Origin of the sequence: Spiroplasma endosymbiont of Polydrusus pterygomalis, from assembly GCF_964030635.1 — a bacterium.
GTDB lineage: Bacteria > Bacillota_I > Bacilli_A > Mycoplasmatales > Mycoplasmataceae > Spiroplasma.
Map to the genome: position 1 here is coordinate 1,169,258 of NZ_OZ034909.1, position 24,460 is coordinate 1,193,717.

Genomic DNA, 24,460 nt, shown 5'->3' on the forward strand with positions numbered 1-24,460 from the left:
TAGGAATGGCAAATTATTTATTGAATTTGGTTATAAATTCTTTTAAGAATGTATTTGCTTCTTCAATAGTGGTTACTCCTGCGAGAATTAATTCATTTTTCAAGCGATCTTGTAGAGCGCCTCATAAACGTTTAATTCGTCCCTTTGCTTGGGGAATTGAAGTAGTTATGATTTCGACACTTAATTCATCACAGCATCGGCTGAATTGAGTAAAGGTGTCTTTTTCTTCGGTTTTATCACTACTTTTTTGGTATGTAAAGATTGTTCGTTTATCGGTATAAAATTTCATGGGAATTCCATAATTTCGTAAAATTTTATGTAAAACATTATAATAACCTTGTAATGTTTCTTGATAAGCAAAATATAATCCAACAACCGTATTTGTTGTATCATCAATTGCGCCATGTAAAAATCATTTTGGACCATTTGGTCCTAATCAATGATATTCACTGGCATCAGCTTGTAATAGTTCGCCGAAACATTTTCGACGTTCTCTTAAAGGGTGGGTTTTATCTTTTTTCTTTATTTTTTGCTTTCGAGGTGTTTTAATTTGATTTAAGGACATTAATTTGTATAAAACTGAATATGAAATATTTATTCCTTCATTTTCGATTAATTTTTCTTTGAAATGAGTAAAATTAAAGCCAATATATTTAGTTTTATATAAATTTATAATCTTTTCACAAATTTGTGGATTTGTTTTATTGTGAGCTATCCTTCCACGAGAATGGTGAGCAAATGATTGACTATTTTGTGGATCATAAAGTTTTATAAGTTGTTCAATGCGACGAATTGATAAGTGTAAAATATTTGCAGCTCTTTGCTTTGATATTTTATTGTTAATAATTTTTTCAATTGTTTTGTATTTATGTTGTTCTTTCATTGTTATTTTTCTTTCCATTGTTATCACCATTTTTAATTTTAAATGGTTGCGAAATTTTTGCTAGATAACTATTACGAAATTATCACAAGATAAGGACAAACGGGGTGCATTCTTCTTTACACTATTTTATCTATTTGCTATAATTCCTTTGTGTCTTAAAAGACGAAAGGAGATAAAAAATGGCTAATATTAAATCACAAATTAAAAGAGTTAAAACTAATGCAAAAGCTAATTTAGCAAATAAATCTTTTAAATCATCAGTAAAAACAGCAATTAAAAAAGCTGAAATTGCAATTAACGCTCAAGAAACAAACACACCAGAATTAGTTAATACTGCAATTAGTTTAGTTGACAAAGCAGTTACTAAAAGAATTTATCATGCTAATAAAGCCGCTCGTGTTAAAAGTAAATTAATGCTTAAAGCACACTAATTTTAAATCCTTTTCAACAAAGACAATAAGTGTATTAAAAATAAAAAAATTCATAACTAATTATGAATTTTTTTATTTTTAATCTTTAATTTTGTCGAAAACTCTTGATGTTTATAAAATATTGTAAAAACCATATACATTTTGTACTTTTGGTATTTACATTTTTAAAAAATTGATTTTATTAATATTTTAAATAAGGAGTTTAAATTATGCAAAAAAAGCAATATTCGAATTCACGGTCGTTAGTTAAAGAGTACGGTAAAGATATTGTTATTAATACTGTCAATAAAATTGCAAATGATATTGAAATTAAAAAGTAAAAGAATAAATTATTTCGCGTAATTTATTAGCGGATAATTTATTCAATAATGTTTTTAATGGAGCAAAGAGACAACGAGCGGAGCGAGTTTGCAAATTTCAATTTTTTAATTTATGAAAGGAGTTATATCATGCCAGTGTGTGGTTTCTACAGCGAAGATATAGTATAATAATTATGAGTTATAACAGAGCTAGTTGCTATTAACATTTTGTTAATAGAGGAAACTCCACGCTCGCACAGTCTGTGATGATTGTAGTGTTTGTGCTAATTTAATTCATAAAATTAGGCATAAGGGTAACTTATGACGGCTGAAAAAAATCCTACGTTATTATTAAATAATATGGAGTTTTTTCTATAAAAGTGCCACAGAAACGAGTTTTTAAAGAAATTTAAAAAATGGAACGGGTAAACCCCACAAGCGAGAAACCTAAATTTTGGTAAGGGAAATTCTTTTTTTTAAGCAGAAGAAACAAGAGGATCAATTTAATGATTGATAGATAAATAACTAGTATTTTATTTTAAGAAAATAAAAACAGAACGTGGGTTATGATGTTGTAACTTTGTTAATAAAAATAGATATTAATCCTTTAATTTTGTCGAAAAATCTTGATATTTATAAAATATATCTAAAATTAGGTATATTTTTAATATAAAGAGAGGTAAATAATTGATGGAAAAAATACTTGCAGAATTAATAAATAGTTTAACAAATGATCAATTTTTAGAATTTTATGAAAAAGTTAAAAAAGAAGCAGAATTAATTAAAAATCTGAATTATACTTGTAAGTGCAAGTAAATAAAATTGCAAAAAATCTCATATAAAAATTTTATGATGCTAAGTTTATTTTAGAAAAAATAAAGCAAGGAGTTTTTATATGGGATATAAACATCTTGGCATAGATGAAAGAATTTATATTGAGAATCAATTGAAGTTTAAAATAAAAATTAGTGAAATAGCTAAAAATCTTAATCGAAGTATTAGTACTATTATTCGAGAAGTTAATAGAAATAAAGATAATAATCATTATTTTTCATTAATTGCACAAAATAAAGCAGAAAATAGAAAACAATCACATATTTATTTTCATAAGTTTAAAAATAGAGAATTAGTAAAATATGTACAACAAAAATTATTATTAGGTTGATCACCCAAACAAATTTATGGCAGAATTAAAAATTTTCATAAAGAATGAATTATTAGTTTTAAAACAATTTACAATTGAATTTATTCTGGATTACTTGAAAAAGTTACTAATAAAAATTTAAGAAGAAAAGGTAAGAAACGAAAATATCAAGAAAATCGGGGTAAATTTAATGGTAAATCAATTAAAGAACGAAATGCTAATGTTAATAATCGCGTAACTCTTGGTCATTGAGAAGGTGATACCGTAGTATCATCACGAGGTAAAAGTAAATCATGTTTAATAACTTTAGTTGAAAGAACATCAATATTTACTTTAGCAATATTAGTTGAAAATAGAACTACTAAAGTTATTAACGAAAATATTAGCCATTATTTATCAATTCTTCCAAATAATCTTGTTAAGACTATAACATTTGATCGTGGTAAAGAATTTGCTAATTGACAACAACTTGAAAAAAATTTAAATGTGAAAATTTATTTTGCTAATGCATATTCACCCTGACAAAGAGGTACTAATGAAAATACTAATGGTTTAATTAGAGAAAAATTTCCTAAAAAATTTAATTTTTCAAATACTACTAAAAATGCAGTTCATAAATTTATATTGTCTTTAAACCAAAGACCAAGAAAAATACTAAATTATCTTTCGCCAATCGAATATTTGGTTAGAAAAATAATTTAGTTGCACTTAACTTTACAATTTGGCAAAAACAAAAACGCTTAAATGAAATTAATCAAAAATTTAGAGATAAAGGTATTAAATACCCTAATTGCAAATCTTATCATTGTGTTAAAAATGGCCATAATCCCGAAGGAAAACAAAAATATTTATACAAAAAATGTCGGGATAGTTTTGATGCTTTTCGTCATCATTTTACTTATTGAAGTCATTTAAATTATGAACAATGAAATTTATTAATTCAAATTTCATTGCTAGGACAATCTAGTAAAGTAATTTCCCGTTTTATTAAAACAACACCCAAAACATCTTGATATAATCGTCAAAAATTAATGCAATCAAAACAATTAGAAAATAATCAATTAAAATTTAAAAAATTAAATGGCCAAATACAAATCAATGAAACATTTATTAAAGAAATCCATAAAGGTAATTTTAAAGATAATTTTGATAAACGAAAAACTCATCTTGATCCATTTTCCACTAACAGTAAATATTGTATTCAAATGGCAGTTGATACTAATAATAATATTTTTGTTCAATCCACTAATACCAAACGATTACAAAAACAGTGAATTATTGAAAATATGAATACAAAATTAATTAACAAAAATTCCATTATTATTTCTGATATGCAACCATTATATTTATTAGTAGCAAAACAAACAAGTTCTACTTTATATGCCACTAAAACTAGGACAAATCCTGATGCCAGTTATCGAAAATTAAATAAAATTAGTAAATTACAAACAAGTCTTAAAGAAGCCTTAATTCATTATCATGGTTTAGGTTTTACTAACATTCAAAATTATTTAAATCTCTGAAAATTGAAAATACCAACACAAAGGTTTAACACCAAACCAACAAGCAACGGTATTATATTTTAACATCTAAAAAAGTTAAAGAACAATAATAATCTTCCACCAAATTCGTTTTCAAATTGTCATATTGATGATTTTTTTTATTTCATCAAGATTTTTCGATAAAATTAAAAGTACCTTTCATTTTTGTTAAATAGTTGGTAAATTATTTATTGCATATCAATCTTAAAAGAAATATCACTTGTTTGAAAAAGGTTACTCTCTCCAGGTAGAACTGAAACTGTATATTCTTTTGTTTCTGCATTATATTCTCCTTTTAATTTAAGGCCGGCTAAATCAGTTTGTTTAAACGCAGCTCCTCCTAAAGCAGCAGTGGCTGCGGTATCTAATTCATAATAGTTTTTAACTTTTAATGTTTGCGATGATAATGATAATCATTCTTTTAAAGTTGGGCGCAAATCAACATAGGTTGTTGTTGGTTTTGCTTCTAAATCCCCTCACATTACTGATCCTTTCATTGATTTTGCATCAGCTTTTGCAACCATTTTCATATATACTTGTTTAAAAGTCATGTTTTCTGTTGGCAATTGAAGCGTAGCATAAACTTCATTTCAAGGTAAAAATACTGATGATAAATTTTGAACTCCCTTTGTAATTATGGCTTCTAAACTAATTTCATCATTAACAATCACATTATCTTTTCTTAACTTAAATTTACTTCCAATTTTATCAAAAGCAAATAAATTTAAATCTAATTTATAGCCAATAATATTGCTGCCACCGCTATTTCGTGGAGGTATACAAGCCACGACACTTGGCACAATAGTTCCCGTTAGGGTAAATGCTCCCAATAAACTTAATATTTTTTTCATTTTTCAATCTTTCGTTATTACTTATCCTTTTTATTAATTATAAACTAATTAGGATTTTTATCATCATCAAAGAAAGGATTTTCGCCTTTTTTTGCTTGGCCTTCATTTCCCTCTTTCAGACCATTTTTCGCTGCTGCTTCCTCTTTTTCTCATTGTTCTGAATATTGTCAATTTTTCTTAACAATAAAAATCCGTTCTTCAACACGAACAATTGATTCTGATACTGAGCAAGAAATTGTCCCAATAAAGACTGTTGGAAATCAAACATATCAGAAAACACAAATTTGCGATGGATTTAAAACTTTTGTATTAGCTAAAATTAAAAAAAATAAACTAATGGCAAAAATTAAGTATTGGCCAATATAAAAAAATTGCATAAAAATAATATGTTTTCGTAATAATTGAAATGGGGTCTTTTTTAACTCATGAATACGAATTAAATAATAAATAATAAAAATAATAACGGCAAATCCGATTAAAACATAACCAATTTTATAACCTGTCACGGCTGGGATATGTCATTTTTGTAAGCCTAAAATTAGAAAAATTAATACTAGTGCGGTATATAAAATTATATTTGCAACACTAACTAGTGCTTTAATCGATACTACTTTTGTCATCTTTGCCTTCTCCTATAATTCCTTTTCATACATAATCATTGCCAAAAGAGCAACTGGTGCTGTTTCTGCTCGTAGAATCCGTTCTCCTAATGAAACGGGATGATAACGATATGAAGATAAAACGGCAATTTCCGATGGGGTAAAGCCCCCTTCTGGTCCAATTACAATTGTAATTGTTTTAAAATCTTGTTGTAAAAATTCTTTTGCCGAAACAGTTTTGGCAATTTTTTCATAACAAACAAGATTAATATCACTTTGATATTTTTGCAAAACTTTTAAGTCACTTTCAACATTATGAACCAATGGCACTTGATTCCGATAAGATTGCTCTGTCGCTTCTTTACAAATTTTTGTCCAACGTTCTATCTTCTTAACATTATTTTCACCTTTTAATTTTACCACACAACGGCTAAACTGAAAGGGAATTATTTCATTAACCCCTAATTCTGTTGCTTTTTGTAACAAATAATCTCATTTTGTATTTCGAATTAATCCAGCAATTAAACGAACTTTAATGGGGCTCTCATGATTCTGATTTAATTTTGTAATTAATTTAAATAAATACTTTTGGGGTGATTGCACTTTTAAGGTTGTTAAATAATGTTCACCATTATAAATACAAATAATTTGTTCTTGATTTCTTAAATTTCTTAAACGCAAAACTTGTTTAATTTGTTTAACATCATCTTCAGCTAAACTAAAATAATTATCTTCTAAATTCTTGGCTACAAAACGATGCATTATTGTTCATCTCCTAATATTTCATTCATTATTTCATCTAATCTCTGATATAGTTCTATCAATGATTTGTTAGTTATTATTTTATAATCTAGTTTCATTTGTTCAAAAAAAGTTGCTTGAATTTTTAACAATTGTTTTGTTTGCGCCGCTGTTTGCTGATCACGAGTGTTAATCCGATCAATAATTATTTCTTCGCTAGTTGTAATAAATATTTTTGCTTTAAAAGCAAGGTCTAATGTGTTCAACCCAATTGATTCAACTAAAAAATTTTGGTCTGGATGATTATCAATAATTGTCGTAATTTTTTGATTAATCTTTGGCCACAAATAATTATTTAATTTATTATTAGCAACTGCATCAGTAAAAATAATTGTTCGTAACAAGTCACGGTCAAGAATCTCATTATGAACTATCCCGGGAAAAGTTTCTTCTAAAAAAGTCAAAACTGCTGGTTCTTGAACAATTTCTTTGGCAATTTTATCCGCATTTAAATAAGTAAAATGATATTTATTTTGCAAATATTCACATGCGCTTGTTTTTCCAGCGCCAATATAACCATAAACACCAATAATCATTATATTTGGTTCCTTTCAAAATATCGCTTGTTAAAAACTTAATTTAAATTTAATAAATTTTCTGCAATAATAACATCAAAAATAGCCTCATCAACAGCCATTGTCTCCATTGCTGTATAATAAAAAAATATACTTCTTGCGGCATCTTATTATTTATGCTTAAAAAGCAATTAAAATTTTTAAAAATGATTATTTTAAAGTTTAATTTAATTTTTTTAATTTGTAATTTTTTTATTTTTGTTAGTATCGCAAGAAGTCTATTATAATTAAGGTCTGTTTTTCAAAACTTTTTGAAAAAAGAAAATGATTCATGCTAAACCAAATAATCCCCGTAAAGCATGACTTAAAGTTTGATAAACTCGTAAGTATTGAGCTAAAAAAAGTAGACTGCACCCCGTTTAGTAAGTATTAATAAAAAGGTTTACAAACTTTCATTTATTATATCTTTTTCTTTTTGGTTTGAATATCATTTATTTCATTTTTTAACATCATTAATATATTCATTATTAGATTTATAATTTTTATTATGGATTGTTCCTTTTTTAAGTAATGAATGAAAACTTTCAATAATAATGTTGTCTGCACAATGATAATTTTTACCCATTGAAATTATAATTTTGTTATCTAAACATTTACTATTATAATCTTTAGATGTATATTGATATCCGTGATCTGAATGAATTATTGTTTTATTTAGCTCTTTTTTTATTTTTTTAATTTTATTAATTGCAGCATTTAAATTATCAATTACAAGTTTGTTATTATTAAATTTTGATCATTTTACATCAATAATTTCTTTAGTATATCCATCAATTATTGTTGATTGATAATGTTTTTTACCATTTCAAATTAAATAAGTTACATCAGTAAATAAAATTGAAAATCTTTCTTTAATATCATTAAAATTACGATTTACTAAATCAGGATATTTAATTATATTTTTATTTCTATTTTGTTTTGCCAAATTGTAAAAGTCATGAAGATTTTTTAGTAATTCATACCTAACTTTGTAATAGTTTAAATCTCTTTTTTCAAATGATTCTTTTGGACCTTTATTGGTGTTTAAAATTCCTTTCTTAAAATTTTCATACCATGAAGCAACAGTTTTTTTATTAATTGCATATTTTTTTGCAATAAAACTTATACTATTATTTTTAACCTCTTGTCCTATCCTTTTTCGAAAATCTGCTGTATATTTATTAAATTTTTGTCCTTTTCTTGCCATATAAAAATGCACCTCCTTTAAAAGTTTAGCAAAGACTTTTTTTCTTTACTTACTTTTTTGGGTGCAGTCTACTATTGCTTCATGGTATGAAAATTTTAAGAAAGGAATTTTAAACACCAATAAAGGTCCAAAAGAATCATTTGAAAAAAGAGATTTAAACTATTACAAAGTTATGTATGAATTACTAAAAAATCTTCATGACTTTTACAATTTGGCAAAACAAAATAGAAATAAAAATATAATTAAATATCCTGATTTAGTAAATCGTAATTTTAATGATATTAAAGAAAGATTTTCAATTTTATTTACTGATGTAACTTATTTAATTTGAAATGGTAAAAAACATTATCAATCAACAATAATTGATGGATATACTAAAGAAATTATTGATGTAAAATGATCAAAATTTAATAATAACAAACTTGTAATTGATAATTTAAATGCTGCAATTAATAAAATTAAAAAAATAAAAAAAGAGCTAAATAAAACAATAATTCATTCAGATCACGGATATCAATATACATCTAAAGATTATTATAGTAAATGTTTAGATAACAAAATTATAATTTCAATGGGTAAAAATTATCATTGTGCAGACAACATTATTATTGAAAGTTTTCATTCATTACTTAAAAAAGGAACAATCCATAATAAAAATTATAAATCTAATAATGAATATATTAATGATGTTAAAAAATGAAATAAATGATATTCAAACCAAAAAGAAAAAGATATAATAAATGAAAGTTTGTAAACCTTTTTATTAATACTTACTAAACAGGGTGCAGTCTAAAACACTAACGCTAGCAGTCCCATTAACAATTTTCAAATCGCCTTTGGCTTCTTGCTGTTCTGCAATAGCTAATGTATTAGATTGTTCATTACCACCGACAATTTTTGGTTGAACAAATGTTTCATTATTTTTAATCACTAATTTATAATTTGCTAAAGTAAGGCGATTTCCTAACTCTTCAGATAATTGTTCGTTTGTTATAATTGATGATGAAGCCAAAAATGGTACTTCAGCATATTGTTCTAATTCTCGTTTAATAGTTTCAAGCGATGCATCGTTTTGTTTAGCAGCACATGCTGTCGTAGATATAGCGCTTAACCCCAATTATTGAAACAGATCCTAAAAAAGCTAATAACTTTTTCATTTTCTTTCCTCTTCATTTTAATTTAGTTCTAAATAAATAAAATATAAATTTAATATTTCCTAAATTGTAAATATATTTAGGACAACTTTATTATACTTCTTGCGATACTATGATAATCATTGCAGATTAATTCATAAAGAAAAAATACAAATAGGAATTTATACCTCTTATTAATTTAATTCTTATAGTCTTTATAAGCGATGCGTTATTTTGGCACAACAAAAAATGATTTTATTATTTAAAGTTAATTTTCATTCAACTTCTTGTCTTATTTATAATAACAATTGAAAATTATAGATTGAAGCAATTAAATTAAATCTTAAAGCAAATATTTTTCTACGATTGCGATATTTTTCAGTAATAATTTTAAATTTTTTAAGGATAGCAAAAACATTTAAATAACGATTCTCATTTGTGAAATTAGTTTATTATGCTGTTTTTGTTCGTTGTTTAAAGTTTTTTGCTTTGTTTTTTTATGCGGAATCAAAACATTCCGATGCATTTTTCGCAAGCCTTGATAACCTGTATCAAATATTACTTTGCTAGCTTTTAAAAGCGGTATTTTTGCTTCTTTAAATAAACGAAAATCATCGGTTTTACCACAAGCAAAATTTGTTGCAATAATAGTTTTGCTTTCTTTTTCGAGGATTATTTGTGTTTTGATAGTATGCTTTTTCTTTTTTCCGGAATAGTATTTTTTTTGTCTTTTTTTGGGCGTTGGATGGCTGTTTCGGTTGTATCAATAATAATTGTTTTATCATTAAAATATTTATTTATTAATGTTTTTTGCTCATCAAGTTGTTTAAAGTCAGGGTGTTTAATTAAAGTGTTTTCAATTCATTTGATATTACGATAATAATTACTCTCACTAATGCCAAAACTTTTGCCAAGATGAAAATAAGTGCGGTATTCTCTTCAATATGATAAAGTCATTAATAAACGATTTTCTAATGATAATTTATTAGCTTTTCCGCCTTTTTTAAATTTTTTTAACTCGGCTTCTTTTAAAATATCTAACATTTTATTAAAAGTATTTTGTTTTATTCCTGTTAATCGTAATAATTCTTTATCATTAAGAAGTTTAAAGTTATCATTTTTAATAGTTTTATACCCGCCTAATTTATATTTTTTATTTTTAATTATATTTTATAGAAATATTCTTAATAAGAAAAGCCGGTATCGCAATAAGTCTATTATATTTATTAGTAGCAAAACAAACAAGTTCTACTTTATATGCCACTAAAACTAGGATAAATCCTGATGCCAGTTATCGAAAATTAAATAAAATTAGTAAATTACAAGCAAGTCTTAAAGAAGCCTTAATTCATTATCATGTTTTAGGTTTTACTAACATTCAAAATTATTTAAATCTCTGAAAATGAAAATACCAACACAAAGATTTAACACCAAACCAACAAGCAACGGTATTATATTTTAACATCTAAAAAAGTTAAAGAACAATAATAATCTTCCACCAAATTCGTTTTCAAATTGTCATATTGATGATTTTTTCTATTTTATCAAGAGTTTTTGACAAAATTAAAGTTGCAATTTATTAAAAATATTTTATTATTAATTTAACAAGATATAAATTTGCCGTTTGTATCTACACAACGCCAATTATAAAAATCCATTGGATTTAATACAAAATATTCAATAAAGTATCCCAAATAATTTACAATTCAGGTATAATAAAATTTAAATTAAAAATTATTTTTATTAGAAAAGGCGGCAAAAGGCATAACATTATCTTATTTTCTATGCTATATTAATAATTAGAGAATTAATGAAAGGAAGAAAAAATAATGAGGAAAAATAATGTTTTACCAATTGTTGTTGAAATCCCAAAAGGATCTAGTAATAAATACGAATATGATTTTAAAACGGAACGAATCATATTAGATCGAGTGTTATATGGTGCTAACTTTTATCCTGGCGAATATGGTTTTATTGAAAATACATTAGATTGAGATGGGGATCCGCTTGATGTGATTTCATTAATCACTTATCCAACTGTACCAGGTTGTCAAATTAATGTTCGAATTTTAGGAACAATTAATATGATTGATAATGGGGAAATTGACACAAAATTAATGGCTGTTGTTGCCGATGACCCTCGTTTTAATCATATTCAAACTTTAGAAGATGTACCACAAGCTATTCGCGATGAAATTGAAAACTTCTTTTTACAATATAAAGCTTTACAAAAAAAAGAAATTAAAATTAACGGTTGAAGTGGCTTAGACCAAGCTTTAAAAGAAATTAAAGAATGTCAAGACCGTTATTTAAAATATAAAGATATTTTAGATACTAAAGGCAAAGACGCTGTGATAAAAATTTGAAAAGAAGAAGGATTAGGTCAAGTTTAAAAAACCTGAATTGTAAATATATTTGGGATACTTTATTAGACTTCTTGCGATACCTGATTATTTATGCTTAAAAAGCAATTAAACTTTAAAATAAGCATTTTTAAAAATTTTAATTGCTTTTTAAGCATAAATAATCAGGTATCGCAAGAAATCTATTGAATAAATTATCCGCTAATAAATTACGCGAAATAATTTATTCTTTTACTTTTTAATTTCAATATCATTTGCAATCTTATTGACAGTATTAATAACAATATCTTTACCCTACTTTTAACTAACGACCGCAAAATTAAATATTGCTCCGTTTGCATAATTTCAACTCCTTATTTAAAATATTAATAAAATAAAATTTTTAAAAATGTAACAAAATGTATGTGGTTTCTACATGTTTTAGGTTTTACTAACATTCAAAATTATTTAAATCTCTGAAAATTGAAAATACCAACACAAAGGTTTAACACCAAACCAACAAGCAACGGTATTATATTTTAACATCTAAAAAAGTTAAAGAACAATAATAATCTTCCACCAAATTCGTTTTCAAATTGTCATATTGATGATTTTTTTGACTTTATCAAGAGTTTTCGACAAAATTAAAGCTTTATTAAAGCTTTATCAAGATTTTTATACAAAATTAAAGGAATAATAATATTATATTAGATATTAAATAGTGTACAATATATGAAGGAACGTTGAAAAGTAGAATAGTGGTGTCAAAAGTGGGAAAAAAAGAACAAGTTAAAAAAATTAGAGAACCAAAAGATAGAAAAGCAATTTCTCGATTAATTATTCGGATTGGAATATTAATTGTTTTAGTTGTGGCAATGATTGTTGGGGTTCTTTTTTCAGCGGATGGTTTTCATTATTCATATCGAGCAGGGATTGCTTATTCAGGAGGTTATCAAGTTCAAGTTAATGTTTTTGATAAAAGAGCTTCTAATTATGTTCCTGATCCTGATATGCCCAATGGTGACAGTAAGAAGGGATTAGAATTATTACGAAATAAATTAGATCCATTATCAAACCAAAACTTGTATTTGCAAACATTAGGCCGCAATTCAGTCGAAGTTGTTGTTGGAAAAGATATGTTTAAATCTTACAATGACTTGAGCAAAGCAATTCAACGCTTAGGAGCAATTTATTTTGCTGATAGTAAAGGAAATGACTTATTAGTTAGTGATAATAATGGTACAAAAGAACGAACACCATTAAGTGATGTTATTTCTAGTTCAACAACAGGAGTTGACCAAACCCGTCGACCAATTATTACTTTACAAATTAAAGATCAACAAAAATGAGATAGTATTATTAATGGTTTAAAACCGTCAGAACGAGGGGGTCAATCACAGCCATTATATATTTGAACTGATATTGACCAAATGATTGATGATTTACGCCATGATATTGATAATATGTCATCAATTCAAACCTTATTTAATAGTGAGATTAAAAGTAGTGTTTCTTCAAGTGATTGAACAAAAATTAATAAAATTTTTGATATGGAATATTATGATCAAAGTTCTGCTCAAATGCAATCAGGAAACTTATTAGATAAGTTTGGTGTACCAATTTTACAAATTAGAGAATGAATGGAAGATGCTCGTTTTCGCTTTACCACAGTACTCCAAAGTCAATTATTAATTGACCCAAATGATAAAGCGGCAACAACAAATGAGTACATTGACCCGTTACGCCTACAATTACAAACAATTATTGGGTATGATAAGACTTTAACTGAAACATATAAACAACACATTATTAATTGAACTTCAATTAAAAGTGGCACAGGGGCAGCTGAAAATTCAAACCAAATTTTAACATCAACTGAAACAGAAGCCCGCCAAATTAGTAATTTAATTAATGGTGGATTAAGTGGTTTAGAATTTGTTATTCATGGATACCGTTTTGTTCCACCTGCTGTGTCAGGCAATATTTTTAAAATTTCAATGATTATTTTAGGCGTATTAGTCTTAGCTATCTTTACTGTTTTATTAATTTATTATCGTTTATTTGGTTTAATTGCTGTTTTAACGTTATTATTTACAATTATTGCAACCTTGTATTTCTCATCGTTATTAAAGGTCGAAATTTCCCCAGAAAGTATTGCGGCCTTAATTATTGCCTTTGGTTTATCATTAGAAGGAAACTTACTCTTCTTCTCTCGTTATAAACGGGAACGTTATGAGAATAATATTCCGTTTGAACCGGCGATGAAAATTGCCAATAAACAAACAATCGCGGTGTTTGTTGATGCTTTAGTTGTTTTAATGATTTTAGGATTATCTCTATTTTGAACAGGAACTAATAATATTAAATCTTTTGCCACAATTTTATTAGTGGGCTTAATTATTGCTATTATTATGGTCTTTGCTGTTGCCCGTTTAATGTACTGAATTGTAATTAAGTTACATTGACAAGAGAAATATCATTGATTAGATGTTTCACGCTTTTCATTATGAACATTCCTATTGAAAAAACGTGCAACCCCAGCAGCCGCCTTGCCATCGAAAATAACGGCTTTAAATGAAACAATGGCTCCTAGTTCAGAAGGAGAGCCGACACCAACTGTTGAAACAATAGAACCAATCTTAATAACAGAAGGTAAAAAAAATAAAAAGGTAAAGCATGGTAAATGAACATTTTATAATATTACAAAATGAACCTCAATTATTGGAATTATTTTATTAATCGTTGCCTTGGCAATTGGTTTTGCAGAAAAAGCTAATATTGCTAATTCAATTAAACCAGGGATTAATATTATGATTAGTGAGGAATTATGAGGAACTAATGAATCTGAACGAGTTCCCGATGAAATAGCTATTGAAAAGTTAAAAACTCATATAGATAATTTCCGTCAAACCAAAAATTATAGTTTTAGTTTTAATATTTATATTATTAAGAAACAAGAAAGTGGTGCAAGTAGTCGTATTTTAGTTGTTAGTACAAATATTACCAAAGGAACTTATGAACGAGAATTAAAAGCAATTATTGCAACATTCTATAGCGCAAGCCCGGAGGACACGACGTTGTCCTTACAACAAACGAATCCAGTTATGGAGGGTTATATTTTAAAAGTGGCGGCCATTAGTTTAGCAATTGGCTTAGCATGTATTTTTGTTTATACTTTATTCCGTTTAGATTGAGCTCAATTTGTTGGGATGGTGTTAGCTGCTGTCTTTACCTTAATTGTTACAATTGCTATTGCCATTATTACGCATATTTTAATTACCTTTGAAATGTCAATTGCTTTTTTAACAATATTTGGTTTTGCCATTGCCTTTGGGACAATGGTGATGGTCCGTGCGAAACAAAATAAAAAAGCAATTAATATTCGAGAGTATGAAACATTTTTTGCCTATATGTCAGAACATCGTGCCCAAATGAAGCGATTACGTCGTGCGCATAAAGTTTATTATCAAGAGAAATTAAAAAAATTAGCATTAAAACATCCTGATTTAAAATTAAAAGAATTGAAAAAAAAATATCATGATCAATTGCACCGTATTCAAATGATAGCAAAAGATATTAAAAGTAAAAATAATAAAATAATTCGAGAAATTCGCAAAGAGTTTCGAATTTATAATTATGAACATAACTTTTTACAAAAAGTTGCCAATGTTACAATTAAACAAATGTTACAACATTGTCTAACTTTAGGAATTATGTTTGCAGTCTTATTAATTATCTTAGCGGCTTTTTCAGGAACATGATTTGGCTTTAATGTTGTTGTTTTAATTGGCTTAATTATGGGAATGTTCGCAACATTATTTGTTGCAATTCCAATTTGACTAGCATTAGAAAAATATCGTGCTTTAAATAAAATCCGTGTTAAAAATTACTTAGATTCACAACGTGTTGAAGTTGATGAACAAATTGTCATTGGCATTAATGATTAATTAACCAAGAAAGGAATTTTTAAAAATGGACCTAAAAAAATTTATTGTTGATATTCCTAATTATCCCGAACCAGGTGTCATTTTTCGTGATATTACGCCGTTGTTAAATAATGCGGCTGCTTTTAAAACAGTGATTGATCAATTAGCAGCCTATGCGTTGGCTCAAAAAGCAACTGTTATTATTGCCCCTGAGGCGCGTGGCTTTCTCTTTGGTCCCGCTGTTAGCTATGCTATTAACTTGCGTTTTATTCCTGTTCGAAAGGCCGGGAAGTTACCACGACAAGTTATTAATGTGAAATATAGTTATGAATATTCGGCTAATCAATTAGAAATTCATGCGGGTGATTTACAACCCAATGACCGCGTGTTAATTGTCGATGATGTTTTAGCATCAGGAGGAACAGCTCGTGCAATGTACCAACTTGTAACGCAAGAAAAAGCAATCGTCGTTGGATTAGCGTTTGTGATTGATTTAACATATTTAAATGGAAAAAAAGGTTTAGTTTCATATCCAATTAAAACCCTGATTGAATTTTAATTTTGTCGAAAATTCTTGATAAAGTCAAAAACCATTATAAAATATGGATATTTGAAAAAAATACATTTTATCAAAAACCTAATAAAATAAAGGTTTTATTAAAGTATCAAGAGTTTTCGACAAAATTAAAATGATTGAATATTAATGTTAAACGCGATATAACTATAATAAGGCGTCCTGTACGATGAAGCGGCAAAAAACAATTCTTTAGTGCAATGTTTCTTTTAACTGAGATATATAAATAAAAATTTTTCTAGATTATTATTAATATATAAAGTTAGGAGAAACATTGCAACCTTAATTGGTTATTTTTTTAAATACTATTTGTTAGTTTTCTAATAGCATCTTTTTGTGCTTGTTTTTTATCGTTTACTTTAACTTGTTTTTTAACATTTTTAATTTGACCTTTTTTAAGGGCTAATTCTGTTGCATAATCAGGCCCTCGTAAATGTTTTTCATGGGCAATAACAGCCGTTCTTAATTCTCTAATTTCTGCTTTATATTTTTTAACTTTTTTATCAGATAATCCAAGAATACCAAGACTACCCATTCCACCAGCACCAGCTAACACAAGTAAAGCAATCATTAATGTTTCATTCATATTTTTGCTTCCTTTCTTATCCTTACTCAAACAGTGGCCATCCATTCTTTCAGAACAAAATAATTTATAAATTAAGCTATATAACCACCCAAAATATCTACCACCCCTATATATAGTCTATTTTAATAAAATTTACTTATTAGTTTCATAATTATTATTTATATTTAATTTTTTGTTATTTTCTTCTTGTTTTTGTTTTTTAATATTTTCGTTTTGTATATTTTTAAATATTTCTTCTGTTATACCATCTAAATTATTTCATTGTTTTGCTATTCTTGGTTGAATAACACGAGAATTAATCCGACAATCTAAACAATGTCTTAAATGGTCTTTTTTTCATTTTGATTTATCAATTAAAATAATAATTAAAGAAATTATTAAAGTAATTAAAGGTAAAATTGTAAATACTAATCCCATTTTAGAAACTTTTAATCGTGGAATATCAATTTTCATATCTACTTTTGGTTTACTACTAGCAACAAATATACCCTGAATTCCATGGGTAAATAAAGGTGTTAATAAAATAGCGATGCCATTACCTCAATATTGACCATAATTATATCAATCAATTTTTACTTTAATTGCATCAATCATTCCATATTCTAACCAACAATTTAATGCTAAAAATATTAATGTATAAAAACTAACTACTAAACTACGAATTTTATATTTTCTTTCTCATTCTCTAATATCTTTATGATTTCAATTATAAGTCGGAATAGGGTCTTTTTTAAATCAATTTCAAGGTAAGGCACCCTTTAACCAAGTTGTTTTATCTTGTTTCACTAATTAAATTCCTTTCTAACTTACTTTTTTTCTTTCAATGTGTAAATCAGAAAGTGTTCCATCTTTTTGTCCGGTATATATAGCAATAATTCCGTCATCTTCCAATTCTACACGATGAGAAAAAACGTTTTCTAATTCAAATGATCCAACAGTTATTTTTCCCCTAAAATTTTTGTATGTTGATAAATAATAATGATTTTGATTACTTGTTTTAATTCAAATATTGTATTTATAATTTTCTTTATCTCAATTTTGTATTTCATAATCAAACCTTGTATTATCTAAATCACTAGTGTCAACAATTTCTCAATCATTTATATTAATTTTAATATATTCGTTATAATCAATTTTAGAAAAATCATTAATAGTTGGATAAGTTATACTTATTGAATTATCAGTTTGTACTCGTTCTTTTAAATAAAATAATAAAGTTTCATAAAATGTTTTTTTAGTAATATATTTATATTCTTCTTCTCAAGGATGATCATAATTTCCTAAATGATAATTATATGGTCTCGTAACTGTTTTACTAGATATAATATCAATTATTTCACCAGCTAATTTTAAAGCATTTTTAACATCTCTAGTAATATTTTCATTTGCTTCGGGGTCATTTGTTTGTGAATATGCCACACCACCTTGTGAAAATGAAGCACTACCAGTTAAATCATTAACTCCTTTTGGCAAATATCAATTCATAACTGCTAATAAACAAGCAGATTGAATATAACTTAATCATTTATCATATTCAATTAAACCTGTATTATCTTTTTTTACTCATGGAAATAAATCTTTTTTATTAATCTTATCTGAAATTGTCCCACCTGATAATCTATCCATTCATAAACTAGTTTTTAAGATAGCATTATAAATTAAATTATCATTATAAGCAGATTGCTTACGATCATTAATAGGTTGTCAAAGTTTACTTTTTTTAACATCTTCAACTGTTATAAATAACAAATTATTTAAATTATTTTCCATATAATACACCCCTTAATTGATTACGATATTTATTTCTTAAATTAGATGGTTTATAACTATTAACTTTTCTTTGTACTTTTTTAATTTTTCAAATAGTTTGATTAGTTTTATAAAACATACTTTTAACTGGTGTTTTATATAAATTCTTAATATTTTTAACATCACTTTTTCGCTCTCGATACCATTTTTTATTATTAATTTCACCATCAAAATTGAAATTAAAGTGTCTAATCTTTAAATTATTAATAAACGTTTTAATTTGTTGTAATTTTTGAATATGTGGTAATGTTAATTTAATATTTCCTTTTGGGTATTTTTCTTTTAATTCTTTTGGTAATCTTTTTTTAATATAATCTCTTAAATGACTAGGTAATCATTTTCTTAATCAATAACGTCAAAATAAAGTTCCTGCATTAGACACAGCATTACTTAATAATTTTCAAATTTCAACTGGAACACTAGGATAAACATATGGACCATAAAACTTCGGGTGTTTTGCTGTTTTTGTATATATTAAAATAGTTAAATTACCTGTTAAAGTTAACTTATTTGTTATATTAAACATACCACTATTAAGCCAACTACTATTTAAAGGTTGTCAATTAGTGTTTAGATAATTTTCTTTTTTAAATTGTTCTCTATTTTTAATATTGTTATCTTTTTCTAATTTACTTAATATTTGTTGAATTTCTTTTTTATGACCTTTTTTAATTAAATTTAAATAAGTATAAGGATCTAATCACTGATAAATATCTTCAATTTTATTTGTAATCTTTTGAAAAGGATTAGCATAATATGAAGCAAACTTATTAACCTTATTAATTAAATTAACAAACTTATTTATTAAAGTTTTATTTCCTAAATTTTCTGTTAATAAAGTTAAAATTCGTAATATTAATGCCAAATTGTAAAGTTAAGTGCAACTAAATTATTTTTCTAACCAAATATTCGATTGGCGAAAGATAATTTAGTATTTTTCTTGGTCTTTGGTTTAAAGACAATATAAATTTATGAACTGCATTTTTAGTAGTATTTGAAAAATTAAATTTTTTAGGAAATTTTTCTCTAATTAAACCATTAGTATTTTCATTAGTACCTCTTTGTCAGGGTGAATATGCATTAGCAAAATAAATTTTCACATTTAAATTTTTTTCAAGTTGTTGTCAATTAGCAAATTCTTTACCACGATCAAATGTTATAGTCTTAACAAGATTATTTGGAAGAATTGATAAATAATGGCTAATATTTTCGTTAATAACTTTAGTAGTTCTATTTTCAACTAATATTGCTAAAGTAAATCTTGATGTTCTTTCAACTAAAGTTATTAAACATGATTTACTTTTACCTCGTGATGATACTACGGTATCACCTTCTCAATGACCAAGAGTTACGCGATTATTAACATTAGCATTTCGTTCTTTAATTGATTTACCATTAAATTTACCCCGATTTTCTTGATATTTTCGTTTCTTACCTTTTCTTCTTAAATTTTTATTAGTAACTTTTTCAAGTAATCCAGAATAAATTCAATTGTAAATTGTTTTAAAACTAATAATTCATTCTTTATGAAAATTTTTAATTTTGCCATAAATTTGTTCGGGTGATCAACCTAATAATAATTTTTGTTGTACATATTTTACTAATTCTCTATTTTTAAACTTATGAAAATAAATATGTGATTGTTTTCTATTTTCTGCTTTATTTTGTGCAATTAATGAAAAATAATGATTATTATCTTTATTTCTATTAACTTCTCGAATAATAGTACTAATACTTCGATTAATATTTTTAGCTATTTCACTAATTTTTATTTTAAACTTCAATTGATTCTCAATATAAATTCTTTCATCTATGCCAAGATGTTTATATCCCATATAAAAACTCCTTGCTTTATTTTTTCTAAAATAAACTTAGCATCATAAAATTTTTATATGAGATTTTTTGCAATTTTATTTACTTGCACTTACAAGTATAATTCAGCTAATAAATTCATTGTTTATTAAGAATTTTTAATTACTACTTCAATTGACTTTGTTTTACCAGTTGCTTTGTTTTTACCTTCAATTAAAACTTGAACAATTTTATCATTTGTAATATCAATTGGTCAGTCTTCACCTTTAGGATTAATAGAATAATCAAAATCATTTTCAGTTAAAGAACTATCTACAGTTTTAACTGCTTTTAAAACAACATCTTTAAATTGTGGTTTTAATAATCCATCACTAAAATCTTTGGGATCTGGTAAATTAATGATTGGTTTATCTAATTTATTTATTTTACTAATATCTATTTTAGCAACATCTGGTGTTAAAATTACATTAGATTTTGTTGTATTTATTGGTGTAGAAATTTCATAATCAACCGGCACTCTAAATGTTTTATTTAAATTACTTTTAGCAGTATTTATTTCTTCTTGTGTTGGTTGTTTTTCTAAAATAATCTTACATGTTTTTGGATATAAAATTGTTGGTGTTGCATATTGTACTTTACCAATTCATTTAGGGTTAGCAGTATCATTATCTAAAACTTGTTGAATAGTATCCATATTAATTGGATATGCTCATACTTGTTTATTAATAAGTAAACCATTTACATTAGTAAAATTATAAACCTTATCTCGGTTAACTTGTCCTTTTGTATATGTTTTTTCTAAATGAAAACTTTTCGATACCGGAATACCCATTGCGGTATTTTCATATAATTCAACATTAACCATTGCTTTTAATTGAGCTTGTGAACCAATTACTTTTAAATAAGCAGGTGTTAATCCTAAATAGGATCTTCGACCTAAAACCATAAACATTTTATCGGTTGGTAAACCAAAATATAAATTACTAATTTGATTAGTTAATTCAATCAAAGTTTCATTTAATGTAAAGAATGCTTTATTTGCTTCATCGGCACTATCGGCTGTATAACTACGAAATGGAATTACTTCATATTGACCATCTGCTAAACAATAATCATAAATCCCCTGAATTAATTCACATTCTAAGTTAACAAATTTATTCTGTACAATACTAGCAATAGCGTTAGCAATAACACCATTTTTAATATTTTGTTCTATCATTGCTAAATCAAATGCTTCATTCATTAATTTTAAATTAAATCTTTTATTAATAGGCACCGGAATTCTTGTTAATCCCATAGTTTGAGTTGCCCCACCATTTGGTAATGCATAATCATCTTGTCATACCACACGATGAGTTAAATTATATAACGCTTGTCCTGCATTAGGTAATCAAGCAACTTGTTCAGCAGTTGCAGTTGCATATTGCATAATACTTGCATGCTCATTCATTAATGGTCCTCTTAGCATAGCGTTAACCATATCAACATAGGCTTTTTGACCTGTTGTATTACCTTGTAATGTAAAATGTACTTGCGGCAAATTAATTGTTGCCATAATATTCACTCCCTTATTATCTAAGGTTTTTAAGTGTATAATCAGTTAATTTCTTAATTTCTTCTGGAGTATATGCTCCTTTTTCTTTAATAGTTTCAATTTCATCATTTTTATTTTCAACCGAATTTTCAATCATATCTTTAATTAAATTAGCTGGTGAAACTGATGGTTGTTCTTGTATAAACAAATCAGGTTTTGATTCTTTTAAAGTTTGCATTTTTTCAAATAAATAACTACCACTAACTTTTTCTAAATTAGTTTTAATATCTTCAATTTTAGTAGATGGAACATCTTTAAAGGCTTTTAATTCATCTAATTCATTAGATAATTTAATAAAGTCTTCTTTTGATATAACATCTTCGCGTTTTTGCACACTTTCTCTAATTTGTTTTGCTTCATTATTAAACTGATTTAAGATATTTTCTGCAATTTCTTCACTTAAACCTTGTTCGATTAATTGTTCTTTTATAAGTGCCATTTTATAAACTCCTCTTTTTTTATCCTTGTCCGATTAACAAGTCAGCGTAACTCTTTTTTACGGAAAAAGATTAAACCTACAGATTAATTATATACTAATAGTTTATAATTACAATACTTTTTATACATAAAAATACTAAACTTAATATATTTCATTGCTAATTTACCCCTTAAAACGTGTATTAATAGCTTTTTAACAAGATAAAAGTTTTTAAAATAATTACTAATTTTGCTTGTATATATATATATATATATATATACTGGGAGTAGATCTTGATAAAAAGTTTCAATAAAAAGTTTCAAGATTAAGAAAAGGAGAAAAACAAGTATGAAAAAATTACTTAGTTTATTAAGCTTATTAACAATTAGTGGAACTGCTATACCAACAACAATTGCCGCTAATCCTTATCAAAAAGGGAACAATAAATTAAATATTATAAAAAGAGGTATTAATTCACAAAAATTAAATAATTTAATAGATATCAAAAATAACCTATCTGAAAAAGTAAAAGATATGGGTGAAAAAGTTATTGAAGAATGTCAATTAATGATATTACTTGAACGTGATTTAACGCTAAAATTACAAGAATTAGGAAATTATCTTAAAGAAGATTTATCAAAAAATATTAAAAGTATTACTATAAATAAAAATAATATAAAACAAAGTATTCAAAATTTAGGACAAAATGTAAAAACTTTTGGAATAAAAATGAAAGCAGTTGGAGAATTAGTAAAACAAATAACTAATGGTTTAATTAAAAGTTTAATAAATGTAGAAGATTTAGGTAATGGTTCTATTTCTCAAGGAGAAATTTTAGAAAAATTAGGTGAAATTATTTATTTATATCAAAATGAAAATTTAACTACTGATGGTGTTAATATATCTAAAATAAAAGAAAATATTAATATTATTGGTCAAAACATTAATACTATAGGTATAAAATTAACAATAGATGAGAAACTTAAATATTATCCAGACGTATTACCGGGATTACCAGATTATAGAAATATTTTAAAACCATGATTAACAAATGAATTGAATGGATATGTTTTAGGTAATAAATTAAAAAAAATAGGCGCTAAAGTAGAAAATATTCAAAAATATAATAATCAAATATCTAATCAAAATATTGAAGATTTAGGACAAAATATTGAAGATTTAGGTGAAGAAATAAAAAATGTTTCTTTAATAATAGAACAAGGTTATAAATCTACAAAAGCTTTTGGTTTTTCATTGATTGAATTAGGAAAATTTATAAAATCATCAGTATAATTAAATTGATATAAATAGTTTTTAAAATATTTTAAAATGAAAATAACCTAGGTTATTTTCATTTTAAATTAAATTAACAAACAAAATTATATAAGAATATAGAAATATTTTAAAATGAAAAAAATACTAACTATTTTATGATCAATCATTTTAATTGGAACAAGTACAACAAGTTTGTTTGCTTGTAATACACAATATACAGAAGAAGAATTAACACAATTAAAAGAAAAAAACAAAATAGATACAAATGATGAAAATATTAAAAATAATTTAGAATGAATAGCACCACAAGAAAAACCATTTAATAAAGTGGATAATAAATGATATTTTGTTGTATGGCGTGGAAGTACAAAAAAAGATTGAAAAATTATTAAATTTAAAAATTATAAAAAAATTGATAAAGAAAATACAAGAATACTAAATAAGCAAAATAATAATGAACTTTTTATTAGTGTTTATACTGGCGTGGGTTATTCATATATTGTTTTATTTATTAATAACAATTTAGGTTCCACATGAAAAAAAAATAATGGAACTTACTTTAAATCAGTTTATCGTTGAAACTTAGAAGATAATAATCTACCTTGTTTAATTATTGATGATAAAGGTACTGTAAAAGTTGATGGAGAATAGAAAAAGAGATTAATATCTCTTTTTTGTTTT

At 25.6% G+C, this 24,460-nt stretch carries 24 protein-coding genes, 1 other RNA gene and 1 pseudogene; 11 read left to right on the forward strand and 15 right to left on the reverse strand.

Annotated elements, in window-relative coordinates:
- Positions 1 to 13 precede the first annotated feature (13 nt).
- A complete protein-coding gene (locus ACQH23_RS07645; RefSeq protein WP_425377855.1) occupies positions 14 to 883 on the reverse strand; it encodes an ISNCY family transposase in 870 nt (289 codons plus the stop codon).
- Between the two features lie 179 nt (positions 884 to 1,062).
- Here ACQH23_RS07645 and rpsT point away from each other — a divergent pair, with 179 nt between their 5' ends.
- From rpsT to ACQH23_RS07670, 5 genes are all read left to right on the forward strand, one after another.
- Positions 1,063 to 1,314 (forward strand): 30S ribosomal protein S20, encoded by a 252-nt coding sequence (gene rpsT, locus ACQH23_RS07650; RefSeq protein WP_425377856.1) that lies wholly within the window; start codon positions 1,063 to 1,065, stop codon positions 1,312 to 1,314.
- Positions 1,315 to 1,815: 501 nt separating this feature from the next.
- Positions 1,816 to 2,185: RNase P RNA component class B (rnpB, locus tag ACQH23_RS07655), an RNA gene on the forward strand.
- 118 nt (positions 2,186 to 2,303) lie between these two features.
- Positions 2,304 to 2,429 carry a hypothetical protein gene (locus tag ACQH23_RS07660; RefSeq protein WP_425377857.1) on the forward strand — a complete coding sequence of 42 codons (126 nt, stop codon included), beginning with the start codon at positions 2,304 to 2,306 and terminating at the stop codon, positions 2,427 to 2,429.
- Between the two features lie 79 nt (positions 2,430 to 2,508).
- On the forward strand, positions 2,509 to 3,459 hold the full coding sequence (locus ACQH23_RS07665) for an IS30 family transposase (protein WP_425377858.1): 951 nt from the start codon (positions 2,509 to 2,511) through the stop codon (positions 3,457 to 3,459).
- A gap of 248 nt (positions 3,460 to 3,707) precedes the next feature.
- Positions 3,708 to 4,343, forward strand: a complete 636-nt coding sequence (locus ACQH23_RS07670; protein ID WP_425377859.1) for a transposase — start codon at positions 3,708 to 3,710, stop codon at positions 4,341 to 4,343.
- Positions 4,344 to 4,486: 143 nt separating this feature from the next.
- Here the strand turns inward: ACQH23_RS07670 and ACQH23_RS07675 are convergent, their stop codons facing one another.
- The 5 genes from ACQH23_RS07675 to ACQH23_RS07695 all read right to left on the reverse strand — a co-directional run bounded on the left by ACQH23_RS07675 (position 4,487) and on the right by ACQH23_RS07695 (position 8,310).
- Complete coding sequence (locus ACQH23_RS07675) at positions 4,487 to 5,149, reverse strand: lipoprotein (RefSeq protein ID WP_425377860.1); 663 nt, start codon at positions 5,147 to 5,149, stop codon at positions 4,487 to 4,489.
- A 44-nt stretch (positions 5,150 to 5,193) separates the two neighbouring features.
- On the reverse strand, positions 5,194 to 5,769 hold the full coding sequence (locus tag ACQH23_RS07680) for a hypothetical protein (RefSeq protein ID WP_425377861.1): 576 nt from the start codon (positions 5,767 to 5,769) through the stop codon (positions 5,194 to 5,196).
- Positions 5,770 to 5,781: 12 nt separating this feature from the next.
- Positions 5,782 to 6,510 carry an RsmE family RNA methyltransferase gene (locus tag ACQH23_RS07685; protein WP_425377862.1) on the reverse strand — a complete coding sequence of 243 codons (729 nt, stop codon included), beginning with the start codon at positions 6,508 to 6,510 and terminating at the stop codon, positions 5,782 to 5,784.
- On the reverse strand, positions 6,510 to 7,085 hold the full coding sequence (coaE, locus tag ACQH23_RS07690) for a dephospho-CoA kinase (RefSeq protein ID WP_425377863.1): 576 nt from the start codon (positions 7,083 to 7,085) through the stop codon (positions 6,510 to 6,512). Before coaE ends, ACQH23_RS07685 begins: the two co-directional genes overlap by 1 nt.
- A 421-nt stretch (positions 7,086 to 7,506) precedes the next feature.
- Complete coding sequence (locus tag ACQH23_RS07695; RefSeq protein ID WP_425377864.1) at positions 7,507 to 8,310, reverse strand: DDE-type integrase/transposase/recombinase; 804 nt, start codon at positions 8,308 to 8,310, stop codon at positions 7,507 to 7,509.
- 61 nt (positions 8,311 to 8,371) lie between these two features.
- Between ACQH23_RS07695 and ACQH23_RS07700 the strand changes: the two genes are divergently transcribed.
- The gene (locus ACQH23_RS07700) at positions 8,372 to 9,064 is read left to right on the forward strand and encodes a DDE-type integrase/transposase/recombinase (RefSeq protein WP_425377865.1); all 693 of its coding nucleotides are present in this window, start codon (positions 8,372 to 8,374) and stop codon (positions 9,062 to 9,064) included.
- A gap of 9 nt (positions 9,065 to 9,073) precedes the next feature.
- On the opposite strand, the gene ACQH23_RS07705 is transcribed toward ACQH23_RS07700, so the two are convergent.
- The gene (locus ACQH23_RS07705) at positions 9,074 to 9,322 is read right to left on the reverse strand and encodes a hypothetical protein (protein ID WP_425377866.1); all 249 of its coding nucleotides are present in this window, start codon (positions 9,320 to 9,322) and stop codon (positions 9,074 to 9,076) included.
- Positions 9,323 to 9,739: 417 nt separating this feature from the next.
- A pseudogene (locus ACQH23_RS07710) lies at positions 9,740 to 10,568 on the reverse strand (IS5 family transposase).
- A gap of 704 nt (positions 10,569 to 11,272) precedes the next feature.
- Here ACQH23_RS07710 and ACQH23_RS07715 point away from each other — a divergent pair.
- From ACQH23_RS07715 to ACQH23_RS07725, 3 genes are all read left to right on the forward strand, one after another.
- Positions 11,273 to 11,836, forward strand: a complete 564-nt coding sequence (locus ACQH23_RS07715; protein WP_425377867.1) for an inorganic diphosphatase — start codon at positions 11,273 to 11,275, stop codon at positions 11,834 to 11,836.
- Between the two features lie 710 nt (positions 11,837 to 12,546).
- Complete coding sequence (locus tag ACQH23_RS07720; RefSeq protein WP_425377868.1) at positions 12,547 to 15,732, forward strand: protein translocase SecDF, variant type; 3,186 nt, start codon at positions 12,547 to 12,549, stop codon at positions 15,730 to 15,732.
- A 25-nt stretch (positions 15,733 to 15,757) separates the two neighbouring features.
- Complete coding sequence (locus ACQH23_RS07725; RefSeq protein WP_425377869.1) at positions 15,758 to 16,270, forward strand: adenine phosphoribosyltransferase; 513 nt, start codon at positions 15,758 to 15,760, stop codon at positions 16,268 to 16,270.
- Positions 16,271 to 16,583: 313 nt separating this feature from the next.
- Here the strand turns inward: ACQH23_RS07725 and ACQH23_RS07730 are convergent, their stop codons facing one another.
- The 7 genes from ACQH23_RS07730 to ACQH23_RS07760 form a co-directional block, all read right to left on the reverse strand.
- Positions 16,584 to 16,916, reverse strand: a complete 333-nt coding sequence (locus tag ACQH23_RS07730; RefSeq protein WP_425377870.1) for a hypothetical protein — start codon at positions 16,914 to 16,916, stop codon at positions 16,584 to 16,586.
- Between the two features lie 87 nt (positions 16,917 to 17,003).
- Complete coding sequence (locus ACQH23_RS07735) at positions 17,004 to 17,657, reverse strand: hypothetical protein (protein WP_425377871.1); 654 nt, start codon at positions 17,655 to 17,657, stop codon at positions 17,004 to 17,006.
- 15 nt (positions 17,658 to 17,672) lie between these two features.
- The gene (locus ACQH23_RS07740) at positions 17,673 to 18,641 is read right to left on the reverse strand and encodes a hypothetical protein (RefSeq protein WP_425377872.1); all 969 of its coding nucleotides are present in this window, start codon (positions 18,639 to 18,641) and stop codon (positions 17,673 to 17,675) included.
- Positions 18,631 to 19,545: a hypothetical protein gene (locus ACQH23_RS07745; protein WP_425377873.1), complete on the reverse strand. Its 915-nt coding sequence runs from the start codon at positions 19,543 to 19,545 to the stop codon at positions 18,631 to 18,633. The genes ACQH23_RS07740 and ACQH23_RS07745 overlap by 11 nt, the downstream gene beginning before the upstream one ends.
- A gap of 19 nt (positions 19,546 to 19,564) precedes the next feature.
- Positions 19,565 to 20,515, reverse strand: coding sequence for an IS30 family transposase (locus ACQH23_RS07750; protein ID WP_425377874.1), 951 nt, complete (start codon positions 20,513 to 20,515; stop codon positions 19,565 to 19,567).
- Positions 20,516 to 20,640: 125 nt separating this feature from the next.
- Positions 20,641 to 22,047, reverse strand: a complete 1,407-nt coding sequence (locus ACQH23_RS07755; RefSeq protein ID WP_425377875.1) for a hypothetical protein — start codon at positions 22,045 to 22,047, stop codon at positions 20,641 to 20,643.
- A gap of 16 nt (positions 22,048 to 22,063) precedes the next feature.
- Positions 22,064 to 22,525: a hypothetical protein gene (locus tag ACQH23_RS07760; protein ID WP_425377876.1), complete on the reverse strand. Its 462-nt coding sequence runs from the start codon at positions 22,523 to 22,525 to the stop codon at positions 22,064 to 22,066.
- A gap of 327 nt (positions 22,526 to 22,852) precedes the next feature.
- Here ACQH23_RS07760 and ACQH23_RS07765 point away from each other — a divergent pair, with 327 nt between their 5' ends.
- Together ACQH23_RS07765 and ACQH23_RS07770 are read left to right on the forward strand one after the other, a co-directional pair.
- Positions 22,853 to 23,797 carry a hypothetical protein gene (locus ACQH23_RS07765; protein WP_425377822.1) on the forward strand — a complete coding sequence of 315 codons (945 nt, stop codon included), beginning with the start codon at positions 22,853 to 22,855 and terminating at the stop codon, positions 23,795 to 23,797.
- A 114-nt stretch (positions 23,798 to 23,911) separates the two neighbouring features.
- Positions 23,912 to 24,430, forward strand: a complete 519-nt coding sequence (locus ACQH23_RS07770; RefSeq protein ID WP_425377877.1) for a hypothetical protein — start codon at positions 23,912 to 23,914, stop codon at positions 24,428 to 24,430.
- Positions 24,431 to 24,460: the final 30 nt, after the last annotated feature.